General features: G+C 74.1%; 22 protein-coding genes. 9 read left to right on the top strand and 13 right to left on the bottom strand.

Features of this window, described 5'->3' with window-relative positions; translation table 11 throughout:
* Position 1 precedes the first annotated feature (1 nt).
* Entirely contained in the window at positions 2 to 934 is a 933-nt protein-coding gene (locus ACIRSU_RS31255; protein WP_403799260.1) for a carbohydrate ABC transporter permease, read from the bottom strand.
* A gap of 172 nt (positions 935 to 1,106) precedes the next feature.
* Here ACIRSU_RS31255 and ACIRSU_RS31250 point away from each other — a divergent pair, with 172 nt between their 5' ends.
* Both ACIRSU_RS31250 and ACIRSU_RS31245 read left to right on the top strand, forming a co-directional pair.
* On the top strand, positions 1,107 to 1,964 hold the full coding sequence (locus ACIRSU_RS31250; protein ID WP_403799257.1) for a phosphotransferase enzyme family protein: 858 nt from the start codon (positions 1,107 to 1,109) through the stop codon (positions 1,962 to 1,964).
* Between the two features lie 46 nt (positions 1,965 to 2,010).
* Positions 2,011 to 2,856, top strand: a complete 846-nt coding sequence (locus tag ACIRSU_RS31245; RefSeq protein ID WP_403799255.1) for an alpha/beta fold hydrolase — start codon at positions 2,011 to 2,013, stop codon at positions 2,854 to 2,856.
* On the opposite strand, the gene ACIRSU_RS31240 is transcribed toward ACIRSU_RS31245, so the two are convergent.
* The 4 genes from ACIRSU_RS31240 to ACIRSU_RS31225 all read right to left on the bottom strand — a co-directional run bounded on the left by ACIRSU_RS31240 (position 2,853) and on the right by ACIRSU_RS31225 (position 7,256).
* Entirely contained in the window at positions 2,853 to 3,581 is a 729-nt protein-coding gene (locus tag ACIRSU_RS31240) for a 3'-5' exonuclease (protein ID WP_403799252.1), read from the bottom strand. The genes ACIRSU_RS31245 and ACIRSU_RS31240 overlap by 4 nt on opposite strands.
* A gap of 87 nt (positions 3,582 to 3,668) precedes the next feature.
* Positions 3,669 to 4,931, bottom strand: a complete 1,263-nt coding sequence (locus tag ACIRSU_RS31235; RefSeq protein WP_403799249.1) for an SAV2148 family HEPN domain-containing protein — start codon at positions 4,929 to 4,931, stop codon at positions 3,669 to 3,671.
* Between the two features lie 88 nt (positions 4,932 to 5,019).
* Positions 5,020 to 6,345 (bottom strand): copper amine oxidase, encoded by a 1,326-nt coding sequence (locus tag ACIRSU_RS31230; RefSeq protein WP_403799246.1) that lies wholly within the window; start codon positions 6,343 to 6,345, stop codon positions 5,020 to 5,022.
* Between the two features lie 50 nt (positions 6,346 to 6,395).
* Positions 6,396 to 7,256 (bottom strand): Tat pathway signal sequence domain protein, encoded by an 861-nt coding sequence (locus ACIRSU_RS31225; RefSeq protein WP_403799315.1) that lies wholly within the window; start codon positions 7,254 to 7,256, stop codon positions 6,396 to 6,398.
* A gap of 149 nt (positions 7,257 to 7,405) precedes the next feature.
* On the opposite strand from ACIRSU_RS31225, the gene glgX reads away from it, so the two are divergent.
* From glgX to ACIRSU_RS31205, 4 genes are all read left to right on the top strand, one after another.
* Entirely contained in the window at positions 7,406 to 9,526 is a 2,121-nt protein-coding gene (gene glgX, locus ACIRSU_RS31220) for a glycogen debranching protein GlgX (protein ID WP_403799243.1), read from the top strand.
* Positions 9,527 to 9,595: 69 nt separating this feature from the next.
* Positions 9,596 to 11,935: a malto-oligosyltrehalose synthase gene (treY, locus tag ACIRSU_RS31215; RefSeq protein ID WP_403799240.1), complete on the top strand. Its 2,340-nt coding sequence runs from the start codon at positions 9,596 to 9,598 to the stop codon at positions 11,933 to 11,935.
* 30 nt (positions 11,936 to 11,965) lie between these two features.
* Positions 11,966 to 12,505 (top strand): hypothetical protein, encoded by a 540-nt coding sequence (locus tag ACIRSU_RS31210; protein WP_403799238.1) that lies wholly within the window; start codon positions 11,966 to 11,968, stop codon positions 12,503 to 12,505.
* A 163-nt stretch (positions 12,506 to 12,668) separates the two neighbouring features.
* On the top strand, positions 12,669 to 13,181 hold the full coding sequence (locus ACIRSU_RS31205) for an SsgA family sporulation/cell division regulator (protein WP_403799235.1): 513 nt from the start codon (positions 12,669 to 12,671) through the stop codon (positions 13,179 to 13,181).
* A gap of 38 nt (positions 13,182 to 13,219) precedes the next feature.
* On the opposite strand, the gene ACIRSU_RS31200 is transcribed toward ACIRSU_RS31205, so the two are convergent.
* Together ACIRSU_RS31200 and ACIRSU_RS31195 are read right to left on the bottom strand one after the other, a co-directional pair.
* Positions 13,220 to 14,290, bottom strand: coding sequence for a cytochrome P450 (locus tag ACIRSU_RS31200; RefSeq protein WP_403799232.1), 1,071 nt, complete (start codon positions 14,288 to 14,290; stop codon positions 13,220 to 13,222).
* A gap of 155 nt (positions 14,291 to 14,445) precedes the next feature.
* Positions 14,446 to 15,003, bottom strand: a complete 558-nt coding sequence (locus ACIRSU_RS31195) for an FHA domain-containing protein (RefSeq protein ID WP_403799229.1) — start codon at positions 15,001 to 15,003, stop codon at positions 14,446 to 14,448.
* Between the two features lie 120 nt (positions 15,004 to 15,123).
* Here ACIRSU_RS31195 and ACIRSU_RS31190 point away from each other — a divergent pair, with 120 nt between their 5' ends.
* Together ACIRSU_RS31190 and treZ are read left to right on the top strand one after the other, a co-directional pair.
* The gene (locus tag ACIRSU_RS31190; protein WP_403799226.1) at positions 15,124 to 16,116 is read left to right on the top strand and encodes a GNAT family N-acetyltransferase; all 993 of its coding nucleotides are present in this window, start codon (positions 15,124 to 15,126) and stop codon (positions 16,114 to 16,116) included.
* Between the two features lie 56 nt (positions 16,117 to 16,172).
* Positions 16,173 to 17,924 carry a malto-oligosyltrehalose trehalohydrolase gene (gene treZ / locus ACIRSU_RS31185; protein ID WP_403799224.1) on the top strand — a complete coding sequence of 584 codons (1,752 nt, stop codon included), beginning with the start codon at positions 16,173 to 16,175 and terminating at the stop codon, positions 17,922 to 17,924.
* 15 nt (positions 17,925 to 17,939) lie between these two features.
* On the opposite strand, the gene ACIRSU_RS31180 is transcribed toward treZ, so the two are convergent.
* The 4 genes from ACIRSU_RS31180 to ACIRSU_RS31165 form a co-directional block, all read right to left on the bottom strand.
* Positions 17,940 to 19,019, bottom strand: coding sequence for a M24 family metallopeptidase (locus ACIRSU_RS31180; protein ID WP_403799313.1), 1,080 nt, complete (start codon positions 19,017 to 19,019; stop codon positions 17,940 to 17,942).
* Positions 19,020 to 19,192: 173 nt separating this feature from the next.
* Positions 19,193 to 20,155, bottom strand: coding sequence for a hypothetical protein (locus ACIRSU_RS31175; RefSeq protein ID WP_403799222.1), 963 nt, complete (start codon positions 20,153 to 20,155; stop codon positions 19,193 to 19,195).
* A 53-nt stretch (positions 20,156 to 20,208) separates the two neighbouring features.
* Complete coding sequence (locus tag ACIRSU_RS31170; RefSeq protein ID WP_403799219.1) at positions 20,209 to 21,099, bottom strand: LysR family transcriptional regulator; 891 nt, start codon at positions 21,097 to 21,099, stop codon at positions 20,209 to 20,211.
* A 4-nt stretch (positions 21,100 to 21,103) separates the two neighbouring features.
* On the bottom strand, positions 21,104 to 21,676 hold the full coding sequence (locus ACIRSU_RS31165; RefSeq protein ID WP_403799216.1) for a tetratricopeptide repeat protein: 573 nt from the start codon (positions 21,674 to 21,676) through the stop codon (positions 21,104 to 21,106).
* A 322-nt stretch (positions 21,677 to 21,998) separates the two neighbouring features.
* Between ACIRSU_RS31165 and ACIRSU_RS31160 the strand changes: the two genes are divergently transcribed.
* Positions 21,999 to 22,766: a hypothetical protein gene (locus ACIRSU_RS31160; RefSeq protein WP_403799213.1), complete on the top strand. Its 768-nt coding sequence runs from the start codon at positions 21,999 to 22,001 to the stop codon at positions 22,764 to 22,766.
* Here the strand turns inward: ACIRSU_RS31160 and ACIRSU_RS31155 are convergent.
* Together ACIRSU_RS31155 and ACIRSU_RS31150 are read right to left on the bottom strand one after the other, a co-directional pair.
* On the bottom strand, positions 22,747 to 23,298 hold the full coding sequence (locus ACIRSU_RS31155; protein WP_403799211.1) for an isochorismatase family protein: 552 nt from the start codon (positions 23,296 to 23,298) through the stop codon (positions 22,747 to 22,749). The two genes, ACIRSU_RS31160 and ACIRSU_RS31155, sit on opposite strands and share 20 nt — an antisense overlap.
* Before the next feature lie 84 nt (positions 23,299 to 23,382).
* Positions 23,383 to 24,018, bottom strand: a complete 636-nt coding sequence (locus ACIRSU_RS31150; RefSeq protein ID WP_403799209.1) for a nucleoside/nucleotide kinase family protein — start codon at positions 24,016 to 24,018, stop codon at positions 23,383 to 23,385.
* Positions 24,019 to 24,438 lie beyond the last annotated feature (420 nt).

Raw genomic sequence — 24,438 nt, 5'->3', positions numbered from 1 at the left:
CTCACCGGTCCTCCTTCAGGCGCCCGGCGAGATACAGGGCGAGGAGTACGGAGACGACGGCGACGAGCACGCAGCCCATGGCCGCGGCGTAGCCGAACTGCCCGTAGCGGAAGGCCTCCTCGTACGCGAAGAGCATGGGCAGCCGGGTGCGGCCGCCCGGTCCGCCGTTGGTCAGCACGTAGACCAGGGCGAAGGAGTTCAGGTTCCAGATGAAGTCGAGCGCGGTGATGGCGAGGGCGACCGGTCGCAGGGCGGGCCAGGTGACGGTGCGGAAGCGGCGCCAGGCGCCGGCGCCGTCGAGCGCGGCGGCCTCGTGGAGCTCCCGCGGGGTGTTCTGGACGCCGGCGAGGAGGGCGACGGTGGTCTGCGGCAGGCCGGCCCAGACGCCGACGACGATCACGGCGGGCAGCGCGGTGCCGAGGCCGCTGAGCCAGGCCCGGCCGTCGCCGAGGCCGAGGCCGTGCAGGGTCTCGTTGAGGACGCCGGCGTCGGGGTTGTAGACGAGCCGCCAGATGATGCCGACGACGACCTGGGGCATCGCCCAGGGGACGATCGCGAGCGCCCGGGCGAGCCAGCGGAGCCGGAGGTCCTGGTTCAGCAGGACCGCGAGGCCGAGGGAGAGCAGGAACTGCGGGACGGTGACGCCGACCGCCCACAGCAGGCCGATGCGGAAGGACTCCCAGAAGAGGGTGTCGTGCAGCAGGTCCTGGAAGTTGAGGGTGCCGATCCAGCTCGTGGCCTTGGTGCGGCCGGACTGGGCGTCGGTGAAGGCAAGCGCGAGGCCGTAGAGGAGCGGTCCGACGCTGAGGAGCAGGATCGGCAGCAGGGCCGGCAGGACGAGGAACCAGGCGCCGTGGCCCCGGTCCGGCGGGCCGGGTGGGCGGTCGCGCGCGGTGCGCCCCGCGGATCGCCGGGGCGCGGTCACCACACTCATCGATCTGCCCCCTTTGCCAGGTTTGCCACCCTGCATCGGCCTGGGTCATCGTCCTGACGGGCCGACGGCCCGTCAAGCCGACCTGCGCGGTCACCTGCGCGGATGCGAGACTTTGGCGGAAATCGCACGTGCGGCGTCGCGCGTGCGGCGCACCTGCCGCTGGGAGAGAACGATGGACGAGGCGCGGGCCCGGGAGATCCTGGCCGCCGCGAAGCTGCGGGCGGACGAGGCGACGCTGCTCGCCCTGGGCGAGAACGCGGTCTTTGCCCTCGGCGACCTGGTGGTCAAGGTCGGCCGCGACGCCGAACTGCTGCCGCGCGCCGAGCGCGAGCTGGCGCTGGCCGGCTGGCTGGAATCGGCCGGTGTCCCCGCCGTACGGGCCGCGGAGGCCGAGCCGCTGCTCGTCGAGGGCCACCCGGTGACCCTGTGGCACCGGCTCCCCGAGGCCGTCCGCCCCGCCGAGCCGCGCGACCTGGCCCCGCTGCTGCTCGCCGTCCATGCCCTGCCCGAGCCGGCCGGTCTCGACCTGCCGCGCCGCGAACTGCTGGGCGGGGTCGAGCGCTGGCTGCGGCTCGCGGGCGAGGCCGTCGACCCGGCCGACGCGGCCTTCCTGCGCGAGCGCCGCGACTCCTTCGCCCCCGCGGCCGCCGCGCTCACCCCGCACCTCACCCCCGGCCCGATCCACGGCGACGCCCTCCCCCGGAACGTCCACGTCGGCCCCGACGGCCCGGTCCTGGTGGATCTGGAGACCTTCTCCTCCGATCTGCGCGAGCACGACCTCGTGGTCCTCGCCCTCGCCCGGGACCGCTACGGCCTGGACCCGGCCGCCTACGACGCCTTCACCGAGGCGTACGGCTGGGACGTGCGCGACTGGGACGGCTGCGCGGTGCTGCGCGGCGCGCGGGAGACCGCGAGCTGCGCCTGGGTGGCCCAGCACGCCCCGACGAACCCGAAGGCGCTCGCCGAGTTCGAGCGCCGGGTGGCCTCGCTGCGGGACGGCGACCCCGAGGTGCGCTGGTACCCCTTCTGACATCATGAGCCCTGTCGAACCGGCCGGTAACGAACGGGGTGTTGGGATGCGGATGGAACTGTCGGACGTCACTCTGGACGTCGAGGTGAGCGGCGAGGGCCCGGCGGTCCTCCTCGTGCACGGCTTCCCGGACAGCAACGACCTGTGGCGCCACCAGATCCCGGCCCTGAACGCGGCCGGGTTCAGGACGATCGCGCCCACCCTGCGCGGCTTCGGCGGCTCGGACCGGCCGGAGGGCGGCCCGGAGGCGTACCACCCGGCGAAGCACGTCGGCGACATGGTGGAGCTGCTCGACCGGCTCGGGATCGAGCGGGCCCATCTCGTCGGCCACGACTGGGGTTCCGGTGTCGTCCAGGGTTTCACCCAGGCCCTGCCTGACCGGGTGCTGAGCCTCGGGATCCTGTCCGTCGGCCACTTCGCCTCGGTCCGGGGCGCCGGCTGGGAGCAGAAGCAGCGGTCCTGGTACATGCTGCTGTTCCAGCTGGCGGGCGTGGCCGAGACCTGGCTGGCCCACGACGACTACGCCAACCTGCGCGAGATGCTCGGCGAGCACCCCGACCGCGAAGCGGTCCTGAAGCCGCTGAAGGAGCCGGGCGCCCTGACGGCCGCGCTGAACATCTACCGCGCGGGCCTGCCGGCCGAGGTCCAGTTCGCCCCTGTGCTCCCCCTGCCCCCGCTGCCCGCGCAGGTCCCGGTGATGGGCGTCTGGTCCACCGGCGACCGTTTCCTCACCGAGCGCTCGATGGCCGACACCGCCGGGCACGTCGCCGGCCCCTGGCGCTACGAGCGCGTCGAGGACGCGGGTCACTGGCTCCAGCTCGACCAGCCGGAGAAGGTCAACGAGCTGCTGCTCGACTTCCTCCGGGCGAACGACGGCGAGGCGAGGGCCTAACCCGGCACCGGCACGGCCCCGAGCTCACGCAGCGGCCATATCGGGTCCACCACCGCTTCCGGGTCGCCCTTCCTCCGCAGGAAGGACTGGAAGTCCTCGGCCCAGGCCCGGTACCAGCCGATCTGACGCTCATGCAGCTCGGCCGGGTCGAGGGCGGCGACCGAGGCGTGCCGCTCGGCTATCGCGACGGCCACCCGGACGGCGGCGAGCGCGTCGGCCGCCGCCTGGTGGGCGCTGGTCAGCTCCACCCCGTACTCGGCGCAGACGGCTTCGAGTGTGCGCTTGCCACGGCGGTAGCGGTCGACGGCGCGGTCGATGGTGTACGGGTCGACGACCGGGCCTATGCCGGCGCCGCCCAGCCGCTCCTCCAGCGAGGGCAGTCCGTGCCGGCGCAGCTCGGCGGAGAGCAGGGTGAGGTCGAAGGAGGCGTTGTACGCGACGACCGGGACGCCCTGCGCCCAGTAGCCGGTCAGCGTCTCCGCGATCTCGTCGGCCACCTCGCGCACCGGGCGGCCCTCGGCGGCGGCGCGTTCGCTGCTGATGCCGTGGATGGCGGACGCCTGCTCCGGGATGCGGATGCCCGGGTCGGCGAGCCAGTCGCGCTGCCGGACCACCCGGCCGCCGTGGACGCCGACGATCGAGGCCGTCACGATGCGGGCCTCCAGCGGGTCCGTACCGGTCGTCTCCAGGTCGAAGCCGACCAGTGGTTCCCCATGCCAAGCCATCGGGTCCTCCTTACGTGATCTCCCCCGTGGTGCTGAAAACCTTCGCACGTGCCACTGACAATGCCGTCGAAGGGGCGGCCGGGGACATCAGGAGACGGGGCGCGAGTCGAGCCAGACCGACTCGAACTCCTCCCGGTATGTCGCGAAAAGTCCGTGTTCTTCGTCACGGTCGGGACCACCGCCCTGACCACCGGACCGCACCACGTTCCGCCCGCCGCCGCGCAGTACGAAGACCGGCGCCTCCATGCCGCGCGCCTTGCGCAGATAGGGCTGGACGACCGCGACCCCGTCCGGGCCGTCACCGTCGACCAGATAGGCGGTGAAGCGCGGGGTCTCGTCGAAGACGTGGATCTGGAAGGCGCCCGGGTCGCGCAGCGCGGCGCGCACCCGGCGCATGTGCAGGATGTTCATCTCGACCGCGCGGCTCAGCTCGCCCTTCTTCAGGCCGAGCTCCCGCTCGCGCCGCTTGACCGCGCTGCTGGCCGGGTTCAGGAAGAGCAGCCGTATCCGGCAGCCGGACTCGGCGAGCCGTACCATGCGCCGCCCGGAGAAGTTCTGCACGAGCAGATTGAGACCTATGCCCGTGGCGTCGAGCCGGCGCGCCCCGCCGAACAGGTCCTCGGCCGGCAGCTGCCGCTGCAGCCGGACCCGGTCGGGGTGGACGGAGACCACGTCCGCGTACCGGTCGCCGACCAGGTCCTCGACCGCGTCGACCGGCAGCCGGTCGGCCGAGGGCACCCCCGCCCCGCTCCCGAGGATCTCCAGGAGCCGGGCGGAGGCCCGTTCGGACTGGGCGAGCACGGTCAGCGACAGGGCCCGGTTGCGGGAGACGACGTTGCGGGTCACCTCCAGCTCGTCCAGGGCGAGTTCGACCTCGCGCCGGTCGTCGAAGTACGGCTCGAAGCACGGCCAGTGCTGCACCATCAGCTCCCGCAGCTGCGGGAGGGTGAGGAAGCTGAGCACGTTGTCGTCGGCCGGGTCGAGCAGATAGCCCTTGCGGCGCGAGACCTCACGGACCGCGACGGCCCGCTGGACCCACTCCTGGCCGGCCGGCCCGGCCGCGGCCACCACCCACTCCTCGCCGTGCACCGGCTCGTACACCGGCCGCAGCACGGCCGCGACGACGGCCCGCAGCCGCTGCTCGACGAGATTGAGCCAGATGTAGGCGCGGCCGGCCCGCTGGGCCCGGGTGCGCACCTCGCTCCACGCCTCCGCGCCCCACTCCAGCTCGGCCCCGATCTCGACGGGCCGGACGACGGAGACCGCGCCGGGCGGCGCCGCACCGGGGTCGGCCGGTCCCCCGTCGTGACCCGCCTCGCCCGGTGGCAGCTCCAGACCTCCCGAGCTCACCCGCGCACCGCCTTCTGCTCCTGACAACGATCAAGGAAGGGTACTCCGGGAGCGGGAGGCGGTGCAGCAGGATCGCCCGGCCCGTTGCTCAACTGCCCACGTTCGGCGCGCCGTTCTGGTTGGCGAGATCGGCCGGAGTGAGCGGATTCATAGCGGTTACGTCCCTGGGCAGAAGCTGGAAACCCTGCCAGTGGACCGGCATCGGCTGCTGGTCCTCGTCCCGGGCGATGTGGTGGAACCCGATGTTGACCCAGACGGCCGGATTGGTCAGGGTCTCGCCGTTGACCCACTTGTCCACGCTGTCGGGCGCGCCCCGGCCGCAGTTCAGGGTGTTGTTGCTGGCGAACTGCTCACAGGCGCGCGCCTGGGTGAAGTAGATGTCGTGCTTGGTGAAGGGACGGCCGCCGTAGGTGTTGGTGTGGCCGGGCACGATCTCGTACGAACGGGCGTGCCCGTCCTTGTTCTTGCCGGTCGCGCTCACCACCCGCCACCAGCGCATGTTGGCGGCGTCCCCGGCGAGTTCCTTGGTGACGGGGGTGCGGGTCGTCTTCACGGTCGGGCTGCCGTCGCGGGCCGGCGGCGTGACCTTGGAGTCGAACTGTTCGATGCGGCCCTTGTTGCTGCCGTCGAGGCCGAAGTCCAGCTTCCAGAACACGTTGTGGGCGTGGCTGGTGGCGTAGTCGCGGGCGCCCCTGCCGATCGGCCAGCCGCGGCCGTCGGTCGCGTCGTAGTCGACGGGCGAGAGGCTGCCGGTGGCCCCGACGTTGGCGGCTATGGCGCCGTCGGAGGAGAAGCGCCACTCGCTGATGTACTCGTACCAGCCGACCTTGTTGACGGTGTAGACGAGCAGGTCCTTGCCCTGGGCCTGCCAGACCTTGTTCCCGGTGTCGGCGGCCATGCGGTAGGCGTGGCCGCGGGCCCGGGTGGTGGTGCACAGGCCGTTGATCCTGCCGACGTCGGGCACCTTGACGGAGGTGATGGTGCCGCCGGGGCACTCGCCGGGCTTCAGGGCCTGCAGGCCCCAGCCGAAGCCGGCGCCGGTCAGGTCGTCGTACTCGGCCTTGCCGTTGTCGTACGGGACGTGGATCTGGGCGAGCTTGGCGCTGTTCAGCACGCGGATGGGGGCGCGCTCGCCGGGCGGCTGATAGGTCACCTTGTCCAGGACGAGCCCGGAGTCGGTGGAGTAGCGCCAGCACATCCGCCAGACGGTGCCGCCGTCGAGCTTCTGCTCGATGCGGTACGCGGCGGAGCAGTCGGCCGGAGCGGGGGCGGCCCGGGTCGGTGTCGCGGTCGGGGTCGGCGTCGGAGCGGCGCCGGCCGGGCTAGCGGCGGCGGTGGCGACGGCGCCGAGCAGCGCGGTCGCGGCGAGGACGGCGCCCGGGCGGCGGGCATGCCGAAGTCGCGGAGTGGTCATTGCGTACGTACTCCCTCGGTACGGAAGTCAGACGGGGTGCGCGGCGGTGGTCAGCCGACGCGGGTGACGGTGCGGGCGCTGAGGTCGACGATCAGGCCGCGGGTGTCGATCCAGGAGCCGTTCTTCACCTTGGTGACGAGCCGGAGGCAGCGGTGCTCGCCGCACTTGGCGAGCGCCGCGGGCACGTGCGCCTCGCGGTAGGTGCGGTAGACGTCCCCGTTGAACCACAGCTGGTCGGTGGAGGTCAGCTCCTGGCCCGTCGCGTCCTTGTAGTCCTCCTTGACGCCCTTGCTCAGCGGGTCGGCCAGGATGAGCTCCAGGGCCGCGCGCAGCTCCTCGGGGTGGGCGGAGGGCTGCACCCCGCGCTGGGCGCCGGACTGCTCGACCTTGCCGGTGTCGAGGTTGACCGTCTTCGTGATGAGCTCGTCGCGGCCGTAGTCGTAGAAGCGCACCTGGGCGCGGCGCGGACTGCCGGCGCTCTCGCCGGGCATCGGGTCGGCGAGCTCGGTGCCGAGGCGCTGCGGGCCGCGCCCGCCCTCGGCGTTCCGCTGGGCGGTGCCTGAGGGCACCCCCGGCCGGAGGCCGGGGGAGGGCTGGGTCATCGCCAGCGCCTCGGCGCGCTTCAGCTCGTCGTCGGTGAGCGGGTCGGTGCCCACGCCCTTCTCCCCCTCGGGCGGCGCGGAGGCGAGGGCGGCCGGGCCGGGCGCCTGGCCGTCGGTCTGCCCCTCCGTCCCGGTCCCGCCCTGCGCCCCGGACACGGTGCTGCCGGTCGCGGCGGCGCTGCCACGCGGTGCCTCGTCGGCCCCGGCGCTGCCGGGCAGGGTGACCGCGACGGCCACCGCGGTCCCGGTCACGGCCATGGCTGCGCCGGCCACCACCTTGCCCAGGTGACGGCGCACTATTTCGTACACACTTCCCCCCACGCGTTCATGTTTTCCCCCTATGGAGTGATGGTCACCCGGTAGGACGGGCCGAAGTCCTAGGAGGTTGCGTACGTTTCGGGCAGGATCTGGCCGACGTACACACCTTCTTCCGACTTCCGAAGGGGAAGAGTTCGTCTATGCAGGTCTGGCCGGGACAGGCGTATCCCCTGGGCGCCACCTACGACGGCGCCGGTACCAACTTCGCGGTCTTCTCGGAGGCCGCCCAACGCATCGAGCTGTGCCTGCTCGACGACGACGGCACGGAGACCTCGGTCGAGCTGCGCGAGACCGACGCCTTCGTGCGGCACGCCTATCTGCCGGGCGTGATGCCGGGCCGGCGGTACGGCTTCCGGGTGCACGGCCCGTACGCGCCGGAGCGCGGCCTGCGCTGCAACCCGGCGAAGCTGCTGCTCGACCCGTACGCGCGGGCGATCTCGGGCGCGGTGGACTGGGGCGAGGCGGTGTACGGCTATCCCTTCGGACGGCCGGACGCCCGCAACGACCTCGACTCGGCGCCGCACACCATGACCTCGGTCGTGGTCAACCCGTACTTCGACTGGGGCGACGACCGGCGGCCGCGCACCGAGTACCACCACACGGTGATCTACGAGGCGCATGTGAAGGGCCTGACCATGCTCCACCCGGAGCTGCCGGAGGAGCTGCGCGGCACGTACGCGGGGCTCGCGCACCCGGCGGTGATCGGGCACCTGAAGGAACTGGGCGTGACGGCGCTGGAGTTGATGCCGGTCCACCAGTTCGTGAACGACCACCGGCTGGTGGACGCGGGGCTTTCGAACTACTGGGGCTACAACACGATCGGTTTCTTCGCCCCGCACAACGCCTATGCCTCGTGGGGCGACCGCGGCGAGCAGGTCCTGGAGTTCAAGTCGGCGGTACGGGCGCTGCACAAGGCCGGCATCGAGGTGATCCTCGACGTGGTCTACAACCACACGGCCGAGGGCAACCACCTGGGGCCGACGCTCTCCTTCCGGGGCCTGGACAACCCCTCGTACTACCGGCTCGGGGACGATCCCCGCTACTACACGGACACCACCGGCACCGGGAACTCGCTGCTCATGCGGTCCCCGCACGTCCTGCAGATGATCATGGATAGTCTGCGGTACTGGGTGACGGAGATGCACGTGGACGGCTTCCGCTTCGACCTCGCGGCCACGCTCGCCCGCCAGTTCCACGAGGTGGACCGGCTGTCCTCGTTCTTCGACCTGGTGCAGCAGGATCCGGTGGTCAGCCAGGTGAAGCTGATCGCCGAGCCGTGGGACCTGGGCGAGGGCGGCTACCAGGTGGGCAACTTCCCGCCGCAGTGGGCGGAGTGGAACGGCAAGTACCGGGACTGTGTACGGGACCTGTGGCGCGGCGAGCCGCGCACGCTCGCCGAGTTCGCCTCCCGGCTCACCGGCTCCTCGGACCTCTACCAGGACGACGGGCGCCGCCCGCTGGCCTCGGTCAACTTCGTGACCTGCCACGACGGTTTCACGCTGCGCGACCTCGTCTCGTACAACGACAAGCACAACGAGGCCAACGGAGAGGGGAACCGGGACGGCGAGAGCTACAACCGGTCCTGGAACTGCGGCGCCGAGGGCGACACCGACGACATCGGCATCCGCGAGCTGAGGGCTCGCCAGTCGCGCAACTTCCTCGCCACGCTGATGCTGTCGCAGGGCGTGCCGATGCTCAGCCACGGCGACGAGTTCGGCCGCACCCAGGGCGGCAACAACAACGCCTACTGCCAGGACAGCGAGATCTCCTGGGTGCGCTGGCCCAAGCCGGGCAGCGAACCCGAGGCCACCCTCCTGGAGTTCACCCGCGCCATGGTCCGGCTGCGCCGCGACCATCCGGTCTTCCGGCGCCGCCGCTTCTTCCACGGCCGCCCGGTCGAGGGCACTCACGACGAGCTGACCGACATCGCCTGGTTCACGCCGGAGGCCGTGGAGATGACCGCGCGGGACTGGCAGGCGGCGCACGCCCAGGCGCTGACGGTCTTCCTCAACGGCAACGCGATCTCCGAGCCCGGCCCGCAGGGCGAGCGGATCTCCGACGACCACTTCCTGATGATGTTCAACGCCTCGGCGCAGGAGCTGGAGTTCGAGGTGCCGGACACCCACGGCGAGTGCTGGAAGGTCGTCGTGGACACCTCCCACCCGGAGGGCATGCCGCCCGACGTCGGTCCGGTGGTGACGGCGGGCGAGCGGGTGACGCTGGCACCGCTGACGCTGACGGTGCTGCGGAGGCCGGCCTGATGGCTTGGTGACGCCCGTTCGGGTGAACGTCATGACACAGATGCCTCCCAGCGGGGTACGTACGTTCGCATGACCTCCTCGTCGGAACGGGCGCTGCCCACCGCCACCTACCGGCTCCAGCTGGGGCCGGACTTCCCGTTCGCCGCCGCCGGGCGGGCCGTCCCGCACCTCGCCGGGCTCGGGGTCTCGCATCTCCACCTCTCCCCCGTCCTGGAGGCCGTGCCCGGCTCGGCGCACGGCTACGACGTGACCGACCACCGCTCGGTACGGGCCGAGCTGGGCGGCGAGGCGGGGCTGCGGGCGCTCGCGGCGACCGCGCGGGCGCACGGGCTCGGCCTGGTCCTGGACCTGGTGCCCAACCACATGGCGGCTTCGGCCCGGCACAACCACGCGCTGCGCGAGGTGCTGCGGGAGGGGCCGGACTCGCCGTACGCGCGCTGGTTCGACATCGACTGGGCGGCCGGCGGCGGGCGGCTGCTCCTTCCGGTGCTGCCGGGCCGGCTGCCGGAGGTACGGGACCGGATGCGGGTGACCGGTGACGTCCTGACCCTCGACGGGCAGGAGTTCCCGCTGCGGGAGGGCACGCGTGACCTGCCCCTCGACGAGCTGCTCGACGCCCAGTGGTACCGGCTCTCCTGGTGGCGCCTGGCCCGCACCGAGCTCAACTACCGGCGCTTCTTCACCATCTCCGATCTCATCGGGGTCAGGGTCGAGGACCCCGAGGTGTTCGCGGCCACGCACGCGAAGGTGCTCGAACTGGTCGCGGACGGGATCGTGGAGGGGCTGCGCATCGACCACCCGGACGGGCTCGCCGACCCGGAGGGCTATCTGGAGCGCCTGGAGGCGGCGACCGGAGGACGGTGCTGGATCGTCGTCGAGAAGATCCTCACCGGCGCCGAGCCGCTGCCCGGCTCCTGGCCGGTCGCCGGCACCACCGGCTACGACGCGCTGCGGTACGTGGACGGCCTCTTCACCGACGCGGTCGGCGCCGCCGAACTCGCCGACGTCTACCGTGAGTTCGTCGGCCGGGCCGGGGACCGGGGCGGCTACTGGGAGGCGACCGCGCGGCGCGCCGCGTACAAGGTGGTGACCCATGAGCTGGCCTCCGAGACCGCCGCGCTGACCCGGATCGCGGGCCGGATCTGCGCCGCCGACCCGCGCCTGCGCGACCACGCGCCCTGGGCGCTGCAGACCGCGATCCGCGAACTCCTCGTCCGGGTGCCGGTCTACCGCACCTACCGCACCGGTGGCGAGGCGGTCCTCACCCCGGAGGCGGCGCGCGGCGCGAAGGCGGCGTTCGCGGTGCCGGAGGAGGCGACGGCGGTGGACGTGATCCGCGACCTGGCCCTCGGCGCCTGCGGCGACGGCCCGGAGCACCGGGCGTTCTGGGCCCGGTTCGCCCAGACCTCGTCCGCGCTGCGCGCCAAGTCCGTCGAGGACACCGCCTTCTACCGCTACACCCCGCTCCTGTCGGCCAACGAGGTCGGCGGCGACCCGGGCCACCCGGCGGTCGCGCCCGACGACTTCCACGCCTACTGCGCCCGGCTGGCCCGCGACTGGCCGGCCACCGGCACGGTCCTGAGCACCCACGACACCAAGCGCAGCGCGGACGTACGGGCCGGGATCGCCGTCCTCGCCCAGTGCCCGCAGCGGTGGGCGGAGCTCCTGGAGGAGGTCTCCGAGGTGCCCGCGCCCGATCCGCACCTGGCGTGGACGGCCTGGCAGACCGCGTTCGGCTTCGGCGCCCCGGACCCGGACCGGCTCGGGCCCGCCGTCCTCAAGTCCGTGCGCGAGGCGGGCCTGCACACCAGCTGGACCGAGCCGGACGCGGCCTACGAGCGGGCCGTGGCCGACTTCGTGGCGGCGGGCCCCGGCCGCATCCCGCTGCGCGGGGCCTCCGAGTCGGCCTTCGCCCTCGAACCCCACATCCGCGCCCAGATCCTCGGCGCCACGCTCGTCCAGCTGACCATGCCGGGCGTGCCCGAGCTCTACCAGAACACCGAACGCGACTACCGCGCCCTGGTCGACCCCGACAACCGGGCTCCCTTCGCGATCGGCCCCGACGACGACAAGACCGCGCTCGTCCGCGCCGCCCTCCGGCTCCGCCGCGACCACCCCGGCCTCTTCGGCCCCTCGTCCACGTACACCCCGCTGGCCGCCACCGGCCCGGCGGCCCCGCACTGCCTCGCCTTCACCCGCACCGACCGCGTCCTGACGGCCGTCACCCGGCTCTCGCTGCGCCTCGCCGAGGCGGGCGGCTGGCAGGACACGGCGATGGCGCTGCCCGCGGGCCGCTGGCTCGACGCGCTGGACGGCGTACGGGAGTTCACCGGCGGCCCGGACACGCCGGTGAAGCTGGCGGAGCTGTTCGAGGAGCGCCCGGTGGCGCTGCTGGTGCGTGACGCCTGACCCCCAGCGCGCCCGACTAAGCTGATGATCATGACAAAAGATCAGGTAGGGCGGTTGATCGGGGCCGGTTTCGGTCTCTTCTTCGTCGCGGCGAACGTCGGATTCCTGCCCACAGGGGTCGCGACCCCGCTGCGCCTCGCCGCCATCGCCGCCTTCCTCGGCGTGGTCGTCTTCGGCCGCCGCGCCCGGCCGGCGCCCGCACCGGCCGCGGGCCCCCGCTTCGGACGCCGCTACTGGTACGTGGTGGCGGCCGAGGTGCTCGCCCTGGCGGCCGGCCTCGTGGTCATCGCCCGCGTGCTGCACGCGCCCCAGGCCTCCGTCGGCTGGATCGCCTTCGTCGTCGGCGTCCACTTCTTCGGTCTCGCCGTCGCCTGGCACCGCCCGTCCCTGCACACCCTCGCCGCCGCGATCACCGTCTGCGGCGCGACGGGCCTGGCCCTGGCGGCCGCCGACGCCCCCGCCCAGGCGATCCAGGTGACCGCCGGAGTCGTCCCGGGCCTGCTGCTGCTCGGCTCGGTCTGGTGGTCCGCGCGCTCCCGGTCCGGCGAGGCGGCCGCGGCGGTGTCCTGACCGCCTTCTCGTCCGGCGCGTGCTGTCGGCCGAGCAGCCCGGCCGACAGCGCGAACCGACCGCTCCGCACACGGATTTCGCCCCGTACGCGCGCCGGACGCATAGGTCCGGCGACAGCGGTTACGCGAACAGCAGGCGAATGCAGGCGGAGAAGGGATATGACATGTCCGAACCGCAGCGACGTGACGACCGGACCGGGCGCACGGCGACACCTCTGGTCGGCCCTTGGCACACGGTGGGGCACCGGGTGCACGCGGAGCTGGAGTTCCCGATCGAGGTGACGTTCGCGTACGACCCCGGCGATCCGTGGGCGGTCCGGGTCTCCTTCGGCCAGTTCGGTCAGTCGGTGGACTGGACGCTCTCCCGCGAACTGCTGCACTGCGGCACCCGGACCGCCTGCGGGGAGGGCGACGTCCAGCTGTGGCCGCTGCGGGACCGCGATCGGCGCGGCGGCCGGCGGGGCGGCGGGCACGGCGGGCGGCACGGCGGACGGGTGCGTATACGGCTCGGCGGTACGGGATTTCCGGTCCTGGTCGACGTCGACCGGGCGGCGCTGTGCGCCTGGCTGTCGGCCACCTTCCACGCGGTACCGGCCGGCAGCGAGCGGGAGCGGATCGACTGGGCGGCAGAGGCAGCGCACATCGGCCCTGGGGTCCATCCGGACTCCGAGGACTGACCGCCGCCCCGGCACCGGGGCGGGGCCCCCGACCGGAGCTAGCCTCCCGGCAGGACCATCAGGCTCCTCGGCGCCCGGGTGATCACACCCGCCCGTTCCGGCCGGAAGCCGTCCGCCAGACGCAGCCGCGGCATGGCCTGGAAGAGCGCGCGGAGGGCGTATTCCGCTTCGAGGGCGGCAAGGGTCACGGCCGGGCAGTAGCCGGCGCCGTAGGTGAGCTGGCCCAGGTCGTCGCGGAAGGGGTCGTAGCGGTCGGGGGCGCGGAAGCGTTCGGGGTCGCGGCCGGCCGCGCCGATGAGGAGGGCGACGGGGGCACCGGCCGGCAGGGTGCCGCCGGAGACCCTGATCTCGCCGCGGGTGCGGCGCATGACGACCTGGACCGGGGGCTCGCGGCGCAGCGACTCCGTCCAGGCGCGGGCGACCAGGCCGGCGGGCGCGTCGCGGAGGGCGGCGGTCCGCTCGGGGTCCGTGAGGACGTCGGCGAGGAAGCCGGCCAGGGCCTTCTCGCGTACGGCGATCTGGGCCGTGCACTGCCCGGCGAGCGCGGAGGCGGCCCGGCCGCGGACGAGGCGCATCATGTCGCGGTACGGGACGCCGACGGCCGCGGCGACGGTGCCCGCGGGCAGCCAGTGGCAGAAGTCGGCGACCAGGTCGGCGCGCGGCCGGTCGGCGATCCGGCGGGCGAGGACGAACGCGGTGCGTTCGGCGACGGCCCGCAGTTCGGCCTCGTCCACGTCGGTGTGGGTCTCCGCGCACGGCGGGTCGCCGGGCCGGTGCCCATGGGTGAAGCGGGCGTCGGTGAGAGCGCTCGCCACGTCCGCGTACCGGCTCAGCACCCAGGCCTGCAGCAGCGGGTCGTGGGTGAGCGGGAACTCCTCGCGGAGCACCCGGTAGACGCGGTACGGGTCGCGGCCCGCGCCCGGCTCCAGCGGACTGGGCGCCACCCGGCGCACCTCGGGGCGCCGGTGCGGCGCCGGCCCGGGCCCGGGGCCCGGCCGGGCGGGTGCCATGGTGGGCAGCTCGGCCCACGGGTCCCGCCGGCCGGCCCGCCGGTCGGGCGCGTGGTGGTGTGGTGCGTGATGCGGTGTGCGGTTCGGCTGGTCGCTCATCTCGCCCCCTCGTCGGTCAGGCGCGCGTCTCCCCAGACCATCACCGGGAAGACCCGGTCGCAGCAGGTATACCGCCGAACGGGTGATTCGGTCCCGCCCGACTCAGGTCAACCTCCGGTCAACCTCGGGTCAACCGCAGTCGGCCTCAGTCGGCCTCAGGTCAACGAGAGGCGGAAGGTCATCTGTCCGAAACCGACCTGGTCCCCGGCCCGCACCACCACCGCGCCCGTCACCCGGCGCCCGTTGACGGTGGTGCCGTTGGTGGAACCGAGGTCCCGCAGCACCCACATACCGCCATGCAGGGACAGCTCCGCGTGCAGCCGGGACACCGTCTCGTGGCTGAGCCGCAGCCCGTTCACCGGGTCGCGCCCGATCCGCAGCGGATACGGCCCCGGCTGCGGCAGCAGCAGCTTCGGCAGCCGCTCGGCATGCCAGGCCCGGCCCAGCTTCGCCGTGAACGCCGACATCTTCTCGACCGCGCCCACCACCCGCCGCGTCCACGGCGACTCCGTCGCCAGATCCGCGGTGAGCAGGGCGAGTTCGTCGGGACGCCGGGCGACGAGCGCCCGCTCCATCCGGAACAGGAAGGTGTCGTGCGACAGACGCCCCTGCGCCGCGCCCTCGCGCAGCACCGCGAGCGCGCGCTCCCGCTCGGCGTCGCTCAGCCGAGGGGCGTCCGGCGGACCGGCCGGCAGCTCGTAAGGGGTCGTCACATCCGTGATTGTCGGCCGGAAGGCCCCGGGGTGTCCAGAAGGGACCCCGATAACCCGGGTGCCGTCCGGCACGATCGCTGCTACGGTCTGGCGACTCGACTACCTGGGGGAACCCTCAACTTGACCTCGCATCACACGTCGCACCCGTCCGATGCCCCGCTCGTCGTCCGGCCGCTCGCCGGGACCGGGGAGCTGGACCTCTTCAACCGCCTCGACTACGTCCTCGACGACGAGCTCGCGGACGACCTCGCCACCGGCCGGCGCCGCCCGGAGTGGCTGTGGGTGGCGCTGCGCGGCGACCGGCTCGTCGGCCGCGTCGGCTGGTGGACCGGCCGGCCCGGGGCCGCACCGCAGACCCTCGACTTCTTCGACCTCGATCCCGCGCTGGCGCCGGAGGAGGCCGCCGAGACCGGCCGGCAGCTCCTGGAGACGGCGAGCGCGGCGGTCCTCGGCGACGGACCGCGTCCCGAGTTCGGGCGCTTCATGCCGGCGGACTGGCGGGAGGACCCGGAGACCCGCCGCCGCCTGGAGACCCTCTTCGGGGTGCTTGAGGCCTCCGGCGCCCGGCCGCTCGTCGAGCGGCTCCGCCTGGAGTGGCGGCCCGGCACCCCGGTGCCCGCGCCGGGCGGGCGCCTGGTCTTCCGGCCGGTCCGCGACCGCGAGGACCTGCTCGCGCTGATGACCCCGGTCATGGAGGGCACCCTCGACGCCCACGGCAGGGCCGACCTCGCCGGCGGGCTCTCCCCGCGCGAGGCCGCCGAGCTGCACTACGACGAGGAGCTCGCGCGGTACACCACGCCCCGCGCGTGGTGGCGGATCGCCGAGCTGCCGGGCACCGGCGAGCCGGTCGGCTTCGTCGTGCCCGCGCGCAACAACTACCACCCGATCATCGCGTACATCGGCGTGCTGCCCGCCCACCGCGGCCGGGGCTACGTCGACGACATCCTCGCCGAGGGCACCCGGGTGCTCGCCGCCGAGGACGTGCCGCGGATCCGGGCGGCGACGGACGTCGGGAACGTGCCGATGGCGAATTCGTTCGCCCGGGCGGGTTACACGGCCTTCGCGCGGGCGATCAACTTCGTGTGGGACGCACCGGGCGGTCAGGGCGACTGACTGCCAGGATGGTCCCGTAGTCGTCCGTCGTACGTCGTCGTCGAGGGGACCGTCGCGTGCTGTTCGAGGTATGGGCGCCGCACGCCCGTGACCGGGTGACGCTGGAACTGAACGGCGCCGAGCACCCGCTGGAGCGGGACGCCGAGCGGGCCGGCTGGTGGACCGGGGTCGTGCCCGCCGCCGACGGCGACCGCTACGGCTTCTCGCTCGACGGCGGGCCCCCGCTGCCCGACCCGCGCGCCCGCCGGCTGCCCGACGGACCGGACGGCCTCGCCGCGGTCGTCGACCACGACACGTACGCCTGGCGGCACGAGACCCCCCGGCTGAAGGTGCGCGCCGGCGTCCTGTACGAGCTGCACGTCGGCACCTTCACCCCCGAGGGCACCCTCGACGCGGCGGCGGCGCGGCTCGGGGAGCTGGCCGGGCTCGGGATCACCCATGTGGAGCTGATGCCGCTGTGTCCGTTCCCCGGGGTGAACGGCTGGGGGTACGACGGGGTGGCGCCGTGGGCGGTGCACGAGCCGTACGGCGGGCCGGCGGCGCTCCGGCGCTTCGTGGACACGGCGCACGGGCTCGGCCTCGGCGTGGTCCTGGACGTGGTGCACAACCACCTGGGCCCGTCCGGCAACCATCTGCCGTCCTTCGGGCCGTACTTCACCGAGACCCACCACACGCCGTGGGGCGCGGCGGTGAACCTGGACGCGCCCGGCTCGGACGAGGTGCGGGCGTACTTCCTGGGCAGCGCGCTGGCCTGGCTGCGCGACTACCGGATCGACGGCCTGCGCCTCGACGCCGTGCACGCCCTCGCCGACACCCGGGCGCTGACGTTCCTGGAGGAGCTGTCGGCGGCCGTGGACGAGCTGGCCAGGGAGCAGGGCCGGCAGCACTTCCTGATCGCCGAGTCCGACCTCAACGACCCGCGCACCACCACCCCGCGCGCGGTCGGCGGCCTCGGTCTGCACGCCCAGTGGAACGACGACTTCCACCACGCCCTGCACACCGCGCTCACCGGTGAGTCCCAGGGCTACTACGCCGACTTCGCGCGCGCCCCGATGGCCGCGCTCGCCAAGACGCTCACCCGGGTCTTCTTCCACGACGGCACGTACTCCGCCTTCCGGGGCCGCCACCACGGCCGCCCGGTCGACCGTGACCGCACGCCCGCCCACCGCTTCCTCGGCTACTCCCAGACCCACGACCAGATCGGCAACCGGGCCACCGGTGACCGTCTTTCGGCCACCCTCTCCCCCGGTCTGCTCGCCTGTGCGGCGGCCCTCGTCCTGACCGGCCCGGCGATCCCGATGCTGTTCATGGGCGAGGAGTGGGGGGCGACGACGCCCTGGATGTACTTCACCGACCACACCGACCCGGAGCTCGCCGAGGCCGTACGGCGGGGCCGGCGCCGGGAGTTCGCGGCGCACGGCTGGGCCGAGGACGACGTCCCGGACCCGCAGGAACCGGCCACCCGGGACCGCTCGGTCCTGGACCGCGCCGAGCGCGAGCGCGACCCGCACAAGCGGCTGCTCGCCTGGTACCGCGAGCTGATCGCGCTGCGCCGCACCCTGCCCGACCTCACCGACCCCGATCTGGGCGGCGTGAAGGTGGCGTACGACGAGGAGGCGCGCTGGCTCGTCTTCCGGCGCGGCGACGTCCGGGTCGCGGTCAACCTGGGCAAGGAGCCGGCGGACATCGCGCTCGGCTCCAACGGCCGCGACCGGGTGCTCGCCGCCTGGGAGCGGACGGCGGCACCCGGCCGGGACGGGCTGCTCAGGCTGCCGGCGGAGTCCGCGGTCGTCCTCGGTGACGGATGACCGCGGGCCGGGCCGCTACTCGACGATCGCCATCTCGCGCGAGGTGGTGTTGAAGCGGCGTCCGGCGCCGTCCTCCGTCAGCGTCACGATGTCCTCGATGCGCACCCCGAAGCGGCCCGGCAGATAGACGCCCGGCTCGATGGAGAAGCACATGCCGGGCAGGATCGGGAGCTCCTCGCCCTCGATCATGTACGGGGGTTCGTGGGTGGTGACGCCGATGCCGTGGCCGGTGCGGTGGATGAAGTACTCGCCGTAGCCCGCGTCCGTGATGACCTGGCGGGCCGCGCGGTCGACGTCCTGGCATGCGGCCCCGGCCCGTACGGCCTCGAAACCGGCCTGCTGCGCCTCCCGTACGAGGTCGTGGACGCGCCGCTCCTCGTCCGTGGGCTCGCCGACGTGGACGGTGCGGGTGGTGTCGGAGCCGTAGCCGTGCTTGAGGCCGCCGAAGTCGAGGACGACCATGTCGCCGCGTTCGATGGTGCGGTCGCCGGCCTCGTGGTGCGGGTTGGCGCCGTTGGGGCCGGAGCCGACGACGGTGAAGTCGACCTGGGAGTGGCCGAATTCCATGAGGAGAGCGGCCAGGTCGGCGGCCACCTCGGTCTCCTTGCGGCCGGCGAAGCGGACCTTCAGGATCTCGCCGTACGCCGCGTCGGCGGCGGCCCCGGCGGCGGCGATGCGGGCCAGCTCGGCCTCGTCCTTGACGGCGCGGAGCATCGGCAGGGCCTCGGTGAGCGACACGTACGACGTGTCGGGCAGGGTCTGCTGGAGGCCGAGCAGGTGCATGGCCCAGGCGTTGTCGCTGACGCCGAACCGGCCGGAGACGTCGAGCAGCGGGGCGGTGACGGCGTACGGGTCCTTGCCGTCGGTCCAGTCGCGCAGGGTCAGGGCCGCGGCGCCCGCGGCCTTCGCGGCGTCCGGGGCCTCCAGGGTGGGCACGACGAGCACCGGGTCCCGGCCGGGCGCGAGGACGAGGACGGTGAGCCGCTCGGTGATCGCGGTGGGCTGGTAGCCGGTCAGATAGGCCAGGTCGGGGCCGGGCGCGACGAGCACGCCGGCGAGCCCCGCCGCGGCGGCGGAGTCGGCGGCCCGGGCCATCCGGGCCCGGTAGTCGTCGGCGGTGAAGGGGGCGGGTGCGGCGCCGCCGGCGGGCGCGGTGCTCCAGGCGCTCTCGGCGCTCTCGGCGCTCTCGGGCGTGCGGCTCTCGGGCATGGGTGATCTCCTCCTCGACGTACGCCATCCTGCCCGGCGCGGACGGGCGACGCGACTGCTTACCGGCCCTGGTCGGGGCCGCGCACGATGAGGCGTTCGAGCAGCGCCTGGAACTCGTCGCCGACGACGATCCGCAGCTGGCCGTCGTCCTCGCCGTGCTCGCTGAGCTGGGTGAGCGTGCCGGCCCGCCACCAGAAGACGTACGGGCTGATGGCGCCCGGCGTGTCCTCGTAACCGGAGGCGGCGAAGGAGGCCATCGCGCCGAGCGCGGGCACGATCGTGGTGTCCCGGATGGGGTGGAAGGCGAGCTGGTGCCGGAACGGCATGGCGACGAGGGCGCCGTCGTCGGTGAGCGGCCGGCCGGTGACCCGGCGGACGACGGCGTCGAGGTCGAGGACGCGGCTCGCGGTGTAGAAGGAGTCGCCGAGGATGACCTCGAAGCTCATGCCGTCGGCGTCCTTGACGGTCTCGTGGCCCTCGACGGGCAGCCCGCGCAGGTTGTCGAGCGCGCGGGCGCGCAGCCGGGCCGGGTCGCCGAGGCGTTCCAGCGCCTCGTCGGTGAGGGTCATGACGCTCTCCGGCAGATCGAGCGCGAGGACCTCGTAGAGCCCGGGGGCGACGCTGCGGGCGTAGCCGAAGGTGCCCGGGTCGATGCCGTCGCCGCTGACGACGCGCGGGTAGAGCTGGGCGCGGATCTGCTCGGGCGGCAGGGTGTCGAGCGCGGAGGGGCCTTCTAGGGCGCGGACCACGAGCCGGACGTGCCGGTCGATCAGGCGGGGCCAGACGCGGGTGCCGCGCGGGTCCTGGTGGCAGACCGCGGCGAGGTTGCCGAGGCCGAAGCGACGGCCCGCGTTGTCCGTCACGTGGTCGGCGTAGACGGTGACTTCGAGCCCGAGCTCGGCGAAGGTCGCCCGGACCCGGCCGCGGAAGAGCGCGGCCTCGCGCTCGGAGAAGTACGAGAACTCCGGGTCCCTCGGCGCGTCCCCGTCGTCGCGTCTGGGCCCTCGCCGGAACCACCCCACGTCGCCCGCCTTTCGTCGCCGCTCTGGCCGGTGGCCACAGGCCACTCGCCAGACTATCGGCCGTTCGGGGCGCGCAGGGAGAGCTGCCTGGTCAACTGGGCCGCCGGACCGGCCGGTTCGGCTCCGGCGTGCAGGAGCTCCGTGCGGTGTACGAGGCGGGGCGCGGCGAGCGGCACCGGCACCGCGCCCGGGACGCCCGCGGCGGCTGAGGCCGGCAGCAGGGCGAGGCCGTGTCCGGCGGCGGCGAGGGCGGCGAGGGCACGGACGTCGGTCCCCTCGTAGCGCAGCGCGGTACGGAAGCCGTGGCCGGCCGGGCCGCCGTGCACGGCGCGCAGCCGGTCGAGCGGGAAGCCGGCGTCGGGCGCGTCGAGCCAGCGGGCGTCCACGAGGTCGGCGAGGTCGAGTCCGGGGCGCCCGGCCAGGGGGTGGCCGGCCGGCAGGACCAGGACGAGGGGCTCCTCCGCGACGGCGCGGACGGTGAGCGGGGCGACGTCGGGCAGCCGCAGCGGGTCGCTGGGCGCGGCGAGCCCGTCGACGAGCCCGAGGTCGGCCTCCCCGACGGCGACGGCGGCGGGGACCTCGTCGCGCGGCAGGGTCCGCAGGGTGACGCCGGCGGCGGGCAGCGCGGCGAGGACCCGGGGGTGCAGGGCGAGCGGGGAGGCGACGAGGGTGAGCGTCCCGCGCGGCGCGGCGGCGAAGCGGGCCAGGTCGACACGGGCCGCGTCGAGGCGCAGCAGCAGCGAACCCGCGTGTTCGAGCAGCCGCTCGCCGGCCGGGGTGGGGGCGACGGGCCGGCGGGTGAGCAGCGGCACGCCGAGGTCGGCCTCCAGGGCGGCGATGTGCTGGGAGACGGCGGACTGGGTGTAGCCGAGGTCGCGGGCCGCTTCCGAGAAGGAGGCGAGCCGGGCGACGGCGACGTAGGTGCGGAGGAGGTGCGGGTCCACCGGCTCAGGACCCCTGGGGCGTCTTCAGCAGGTCCTTGGCGTAGTGGGCGAGGGAGCGGTTGTAGCGGGGCAGCAGCGGCGCGAGGGCGCCGAGCGCGAGCGCCGCGGCCTCGCGCTCGCGGCCGGTGTCGGCGAGGGCGAGCGCGAGGAAGGCGTCGACGGCGGCGGACAGGGCGGTCTCGTCGGCGTCCAGCCGGTCGGCGGGGACGGCGCGCTCCTCGGTGAGGAGTTCGACGCTCTGGTCGGGGCGCCCGAGGTTGCGCAGGCTGCTGGCGAGCTGGATGACGGCACGGCGACGGCGCAGCCCGGTGAGCCCGCCGTCGAGGGCGCGCCGGTAGAGGCGCACGGCCTGCTCGGGCTCGCCGGTGGAGTCGTGTGCGGCGCCCTGCTCGAAGAGGGCGACGGGCTCGTCCTCGGCGCGCTCGGCGGCGAGTTCCGCGATACGGGCGCGGAAGGCGGCGGGGTCGTCGGCGTACGCGTCGAGCTCGGCCCAGGCGGCGGCGACGCGCTCTTCCCAGTCGCGGGCGTCGCCCGAGTCGCCGGTCTCGCCGCTGTCGCTGGTCTCGCTGTTCGTCATGGCGGCACCCTATCCCCGGGCTTCGCTCCGGAGTCGGGCGACGAGGTCCTCGACTCCGGCGAGCGCGTACCGCTGCTCGGCGGGGTCGTCGGCCGGAGAGCACTCGTGTCGACCAGCACACCGTTGATGTCCGACCGTCCCAGGAAGTCGTCCCCCAGGTACGGGATCAAGTCCCCAAGAACAGGGCGAGTTCACGTTCTCCGGTAGAGGACGAGAGCGATGCCCCGCTCCGTTCCCACGAACTGCCGGATAAGCATCCCTGATGCAGAGTGCAGGAACCATCGTTGGACGTGAACGACCGAGCGCCGTCAGCATGGGCGTCATGAACGCGCAGAACAACCGCCCGCAGACCTCCCGCACTCCCCGGATCGCCCTCGTCGGCGACCGCTCCCCGCACGTCAAGTCCCACATCCGCATCCCCATGCTGCTCGACGCCCTCGCCGAGCGCGACGGCCTCGTCCTCGACGCGTACTGGATCCAGAGCCGGAACGCCGAGGAGCCGGGCGCCGTGAAGGGCTTCGACGCCGTGTGGCTGCTGCCCGGCAGCCCGTACGAGAGCGAGGCGGGCGCGATCGCCGCGATCCGTACGGCCCGCGAGGACGGCATCCCGTTCCTGGGCACCTGCGCCGGCTTCCAGCACGCGCTCCTGGAGTTCGCGCGGAACGTGTGCGGCCTGGAGCGGGCGGCGCACGCCGAGAACGACCCGGCGGCCGACGAGGCCGATCTGCTGCTCGCCCCGCTCGCCTGCTCGCTCGTGGGCCACGAGGGACCGGTGCGGGTGACGCCGGGCTCGCTCGCCGAGTCGGTGATCGGCGCCGAGCTGACGACCGAGCGCTACCACTGCAACTACGGCCCCGACAGCCGCCATCTGGACACCCTGACCGCGCACGGCCTGGCCCTCACCGGCCACGACGACGACGGCCAGGTCCGGATCGCCGAACTGCCCGGCCACCCCTTCTTCCTCGCCACGCTCTTCCAGCCCGAGCTGGCGGGCGACGGCACGCGCCCGCACCCCGTCGTCCGGGCATGGGCGCGGGCAGCGGCCGAGCACGCGGCCGCGACGGGGGCCGTCAGCGTGCCGACGGCCTGAAGTCCACCTCGGCGGCCGGCAGGACGCGCACGGAGCGCCCGGGGAAGTCCAGGTTGCGGAAGATCTCGTTGTGGTGGGCGACGGACGCGTCGGGCGCGGCGTACGGGCCCTCACCGTCCCGCACGGAGGTGGTGTGGCCGTCGGCGACGAGTACAAGGTCGTAGCGGCGGCTGAGCGCCTGGCGGGCGGTGGTGTCGACGCAGATCTCCGTCGCGAAGCCCGTCACGACGACCTCGGTCGCGCCGAGCGCCTGGAGGGTGGCGTCGAGACCGGTGTCGAGGAAGCTGTCGGCGCTGGTCTTGGCGATCACCGTCTCGCCCGCCGCCGGGGCGAGTTCGGGCACGATGCGCCAGCCGGGGGTGCCCGGTTCGAGGCCGCCGCCGTGGTGCTGGACGGTGACGACGGGCACACCGGCGGCGCGGGCGCGGGCGCAGAGCCCGGCGATGACGGCGACGGTGCCGGCGGCCCGGTGGGCGATGGCGGCGAGGGCGTTCTGCATGTCGATGACGAGGACCACCGGCGCGTGTGTCATGCGCACACCGTAGAGCCCGACCGGTGGCTCACGTCATGCCGGTCACATCACGTCGATCACGTCACGCCGGTCACGTCCTATCGGTCACGTCATGCGGACGACGAGGTCGGCACGTTCCCTGCCCCGCGCCACCAGGCGGGCGTTGGCCTCGTCGGACTCGGCGACCCAGCGCGCGGCGTGCTCCGGGTCCTTGCCGAAGCGGACATGGCGGGCGACGAGCCGGGGGACGCGGTGACGGTCGGCCAGGTCCAGGTACCAGACCTCGTCGAGCAGCGGCCGTACGGCGGACCAGGGGCCCTCGTCGTGCAGCAGGTAGTTCCCCTCGGTGACGACGAGCGGCACCTCGGGCGGTACGGGTACGGCCCCGGCGACCGGCTCCTCCAACGCCCGGTCGAAGGCGGGCGCGTACACGGTCACTCCGGGCTCGGCGGCCCGCAGCCGCCCGAGCAGCGCGGCGTACCCGGCCGCGTCGAACGTGTCCGGCGCGCCCTTCCGCCCGGCCCGCCCCAGCCGCTCCAGCTCCGCCTGCGCCAGATGGAACCCGTCCATCGGCACGAGGGCGGCGAGACCGCCGAGCCCCGCGACGAGGTGTCCGGCGAGCGTCGACTTCCCGGCCCCGGGCGGCCCGGCGATGCCCAGCACCCGGCGATGCCCGTCCCGGGTGAGCCCCCGGGCCCGCTCGACGAGCCGTTCCAGTTCCCGCGCGTCCATGCCGGGCATTGTCGCACCGGGCGGCTGTCGGGCGGCTGCCCGTGCGAGGGCCGGGCGGGGGCCCGGGGGTCGGGGCCGCGGGCGGGGCCAGGGGGGCCCGCGCGGGGGCCTGGCTGGGGCCCGGCTGGGGCCCGGGCAGGGCCGCGGGCAGTTGTCCGGGCGGGCCGGCCGGCTGTCGGGCCTCCGCCTGACAGCCGGCCGGCAGCGGTCGCGATGCCGTGGACGGCTGCGCGGATGCGCTCCTCGCCGGTCTCCGGCAGCGGCGCGGTGACGTGCTCGCCCCCAACGTCGCCAGGACGGCGAGTCCGCCTGACGACCCGGCGGCGGGGGGGGGGGGGGGCGCGGGGGGGGGGGGGGGGCCCCCCCGCCCGGGGGGGGGGCCGGCCCCCCCCCCCCCCCCCCCCCCCCCCCCCGCCCGGTGGGGGGGCG

Source organism: Streptomyces sp. NPDC101160 (genome assembly GCF_044768205.1).
Classification (GTDB): domain Bacteria; phylum Actinomycetota; class Actinomycetes; order Streptomycetales; family Streptomycetaceae; genus Streptomyces.
The sequence above is the reverse complement of the archived record's forward strand: the minus strand, read 5'-3'. Positions and strand labels throughout refer to the sequence as shown.

Coding starts and splice junctions, on each gene's coding strand:
- ACIRSU_RS31230 (WP_403799246.1), bottom strand. CDS start 6,345: ATGACCACTCCGCGACTTCGGCATGCCCGCCGCCCGGGCGCCGTCCTC.
- ACIRSU_RS31210 (WP_403799238.1), top strand. CDS start 11,966: ATGACAAAAGATCAGGTAGGGCGGTTGATCGGGGCCGGTTTCGGTCTC.
- ACIRSU_RS31250 (WP_403799257.1), top strand. CDS start 1,107: ATGGACGAGGCGCGGGCCCGGGAGATCCTGGCCGCCGCGAAGCTGCGG.
- glgX (WP_403799243.1), top strand. CDS start 7,406: ATGCAGGTCTGGCCGGGACAGGCGTATCCCCTGGGCGCCACCTACGAC.
- ACIRSU_RS31245 (WP_403799255.1), top strand. CDS start 2,011: ATGCGGATGGAACTGTCGGACGTCACTCTGGACGTCGAGGTGAGCGGC.
- ACIRSU_RS31205 (WP_403799235.1), top strand. CDS start 12,669: ATGTCCGAACCGCAGCGACGTGACGACCGGACCGGGCGCACGGCGACA.
- ACIRSU_RS31200 (WP_403799232.1), bottom strand. CDS start 14,290: ATGAGCGACCAGCCGAACCGCACACCGCATCACGCACCACACCACCAC.
- ACIRSU_RS31150 (WP_403799209.1), bottom strand. CDS start 24,018: ATGCCCGGCATGGACGCGCGGGAACTGGAACGGCTCGTCGAGCGGGCC.
- ACIRSU_RS31155 (WP_403799211.1), bottom strand. CDS start 23,298: ATGACACACGCGCCGGTGGTCCTCGTCATCGACATGCAGAACGCCCTC.
- ACIRSU_RS31255 (WP_403799260.1), bottom strand. CDS start 934: ATGAGTGTGGTGACCGCGCCCCGGCGATCCGCGGGGCGCACCGCGCGC.
- ACIRSU_RS31160 (WP_403799213.1), top strand. CDS start 21,999: ATGAACGCGCAGAACAACCGCCCGCAGACCTCCCGCACTCCCCGGATC.
- ACIRSU_RS31240 (WP_403799252.1), bottom strand. CDS start 3,581: ATGGCTTGGCATGGGGAACCACTGGTCGGCTTCGACCTGGAGACGACC.
- ACIRSU_RS31165 (WP_403799216.1), bottom strand. CDS start 21,676: ATGACGAACAGCGAGACCAGCGACAGCGGCGAGACCGGCGACTCGGGC.
- ACIRSU_RS31180 (WP_403799313.1), bottom strand. CDS start 19,019: ATGGCCCGGGCCGCCGACTCCGCCGCCGCGGCGGGGCTCGCCGGCGTG.
- treY (WP_403799240.1), top strand. CDS start 9,596: ATGACCTCCTCGTCGGAACGGGCGCTGCCCACCGCCACCTACCGGCTC.